4 protein-coding genes are annotated in these 2,913 nt (G+C 61.7%); all 4 read right to left on the minus strand.

Annotation, left to right across the window (positions count from 1 at the left end):
- A partial coding sequence (locus tag CFB82_RS41140; RefSeq protein WP_089487917.1) for a plasmid pRiA4b ORF-3 family protein occupies positions 1–490 on the minus strand: 490 nt, incomplete at its 3' end.
- Between the two features lie 38 nt (positions 491–528).
- Positions 529–2,091 carry an IS66 family transposase gene (gene tnpC, locus CFB82_RS41145; RefSeq protein WP_089487918.1) on the minus strand — a complete coding sequence of 521 codons (1,563 nt, stop codon included), beginning with the start codon at positions 2,089–2,091 and terminating at the stop codon, positions 529–531.
- Between the two features lie 29 nt (positions 2,092–2,120).
- Positions 2,121–2,468 (minus strand): IS66 family insertion sequence element accessory protein TnpB, encoded by a 348-nt coding sequence (gene tnpB, locus CFB82_RS41150; protein ID WP_089445532.1) that lies wholly within the window; start codon positions 2,466–2,468, stop codon positions 2,121–2,123.
- Complete coding sequence (gene tnpA / locus CFB82_RS41155) at positions 2,465–2,860, minus strand: IS66-like element accessory protein TnpA (RefSeq protein WP_089445531.1); 396 nt, start codon at positions 2,858–2,860, stop codon at positions 2,465–2,467. Before tnpA ends, tnpB begins: the two co-directional genes overlap by 4 nt.
- Positions 2,861–2,913: the final 53 nt, after the last annotated feature.

Raw genomic sequence — 2,913 nt, forward strand, 5'->3', positions numbered from 1 at the left:
TATCCGCTTCTTCGCTGTCAGGCCTGTCGCGCAACGTGGTCAGGAACGTTTCATACCCTGGCGCACCGCCGACGTCTTCCGGTGGGCAAGCGCGAGCACCATCGATCACCCTGGACTCGCCCCACGACTCGTCTGCAATCGTCTCAACGCTTTCGACCACGATCTGGTGATCCCAGCCGTCTCCGAAGTCATAGCGGTAGAGAATGCGCGAGTCAGGTCGCAGGACTTTGTTCAGTTTGGTTTTCCGGTCGTCGAATGTCTTCGATCGATCCATGAACTCTAGTGCCGCATCGACATCGAACATGGCGTAGGTTTTGCCGTCGATCAGGAAGTCGTGCATGTGTGTGCTTTCCCATCCGAAGGCTGCTTGCAGAATGTGGTGTAACTTGCGCAGCGAGTCGGGTCCTTCGACTGTGATCCGGCGCCAGATAGGCGGTTGGATATACAGTAATTGCACGTGCAAGGTATAGCGCTGAAACGACTTGGCCATCTGATCTCCGAGGTCTGGGCATCAGTGGCATTATCCCTTCACGGCGTGGGAAGGGGCACCGTCCAGGGCAGCAGTTCGTCGATTCGGTTGATCGGGTGATCGGCGATGCGCGCCAGGACATGACGCAGGTACGCCTCGGGATCGATACCATTGAGCTTGGCCGTGCCGATCAGGCTGTAAATCGCGGCCGCACGTTCACCGCCGGAATCCGCGCCGGCGAACAGGTAGTTTCGTCGGCCCAGGGCAACGCCGCGCAGTGCCCGCTCGACCGGCAGATTGTCGATTTCCAATTGTCCGTCGTCACAGTAGCGCGTCAATGCTTCCCACCGGTTCAGGGCATAGAGGATGGCCTGACTCGTGTCCGATTTGCGCGAGAGTGTTGCCAGCGCGGCGTTCAGCCACACATGGAACTGTTCGAGCAATGGTTTGGCGTTCGTCTGCCGGTGCGCTTGCCGCTCGTCTGGCGGTTTGCCCCGGATCGCTTCTTCGACCTCGTAGAGCGCGCCGATGCGTTCCAGCGCCTCCTTGTTCAGCGCGTTGGGCCGCGCCGCATACAGATCGTAGAACTTGCGCCGGGCATGCGCCCAGCAAGCCGCCTCAAGTACCTTGCCGGTCTCGTAGATCTTCTGATAGCCGCCATAGGCATCGGCCTGCAGCGTCCCCTTGAACTTGGCCAGATGCTGTTGCGGATGCTCGCCACGGCGATCGGGGGTGTAGGCGAACCAGACTGCCGGTGGCGCCTTGTCGCCCGAGTTCCGGTCATCGCGCACATAGACCCATAGCCGCCCGGTTTTCGTCTTGCCATTGCCCGGCGCGAGCACCGGAACTGGCGTATCGTCGGCGTGCAGCTTCGTGGCTGCCATCACATGCAGGCGCAGCGCATTGACCAGCGGTTGCAGTAGCTTGGCACTGTGCCCCACCCATTTCGCCAGCAACGAGCGATCCAGTTCCACGCCTTCTCGGGCGTAGATCGCCGACTGGCGGTACAACGGCAGGTGATCGTTGAACTTCGCCACGAGCACATGCGCAAGTAGTCCCGGGCCGGCCTGACCCCGTTCGATGGGGCGGCTTGGCGCTGCCGCCTGTGCGATCTGATCGCAACAGGTGCAGGCCAGTTTCGGTCGAACATGGCGAATCACACGGAAGCTGGCCGCCACGTATTCCAGTTGCTCGGACACGTCTTCGCCGAGCGGCTTCATCTCGCCACCGCACGCCGTGCAGGTTTCGTCGGACTCCGGCAGGTACATTCGTATGTCGCGCGGCAGATACTCCGGCAGCGGCTTGCGTTGTATCTGTTCCGGTACCGTGCGCGGTGCCTTGGGAATCTCGATGGGCGCAGCGCCTTCGTCGGCTTCGAGATCTTCCAGTTTCAGTTCGAGCTGCTCGATCTGGCGATCCAGTTTCTCGGAACTGCGCCCGAATGCCATACGGCGCAGCTTCGCGATCAACAGCTTCAGGTGCTCGATCTCGGCCTTGCCCGTGGCCACCACGGCTTCGTGTGATTCGACCAGATCTTCCAGATGACCGATGCGCGCATCGCGCTCAAGCAACAAGGCTTTGAGCGCTTCGATGTCATCCGGATAGGCGTTGGCCGTGGTCATGCCCACAGTTTACGCGGGCGCCGGTAGGTTTACAACGCCGAACTCGGCTCGGTCGTACGCACCGGCTGCCGCCAGTCGATGCCTTCGAGCAGCATCGATAACTGGGCCTGACTCAGGCAGACCACGCCGCCATCGGCGCGCGGCCAGATGAAGCGCCCACGCTCCAGGCGTTTCATCAGCACACACATGCCGTCGCCGCTCCACCATAGCACTTTGACCAGATCGCCCCGCCGGCCACGAAACACGAACACGTGCCCGCTGAACGGATCTCGCTCCAGCACGGTCTGGACCTTAGCCGCCAGGGTGTTGAACCCGCAGCGCATGTCGGTCACGCCTGCAGCCAACCAGACGCGAGTTCGACTCGGCAAACCGATCACGCTGCCATCCCCGGCATGCCGCGCAACATGTGCAGCACCAGCGTCAACGTACTCTCGTCCGGAGCGCCTTCGATGCGGACATGGGCGTTGCCTACGTTGATCTCAATCGCGCCGGTCGGTATCGTGGTCGGCGCCGACACCGGCACCAGCGGCGTAGTCTCGGCAAGCGGCGTCTCCACTTTCACCGGTAGCAGTCCAGCCGAATCGTATTCGCCGGCCCGCAACGAACGGCGCCATTTGAACACCAGATTCGCATTCAGGCCGTGCTCCATTGCCAGGCGCGCGACCGACACGCCGGGCTCGCATGCCAGCCTGGCCATCTCGCGCCGGAATTCGAGTGGGTGATTCGGGATGCCTTTGCGGCCAATCCTCTTTGGTGCTTCTGTTGTCAAAGTAGTCCCCGCTACTTGAAGTGGTGGGAACTACTCTGGCAATTTCCGGTCAC

Source organism: Burkholderia sp. HI2714 (assembly GCF_002223085.1).
In the GTDB taxonomy this organism is placed as follows: Bacteria; Pseudomonadota; Gammaproteobacteria; order Burkholderiales; family Burkholderiaceae; genus Burkholderia; species Burkholderia lata_D.

What these genes read in the sequence shown, in the direction of transcription:
- tnpC (WP_089487918.1), bottom strand. Translation starts at nt 2,091, where the DNA reads ATGACCACGGCCAACGCCTATCCGGATGACATCGAAGCGCTCAAAGCC.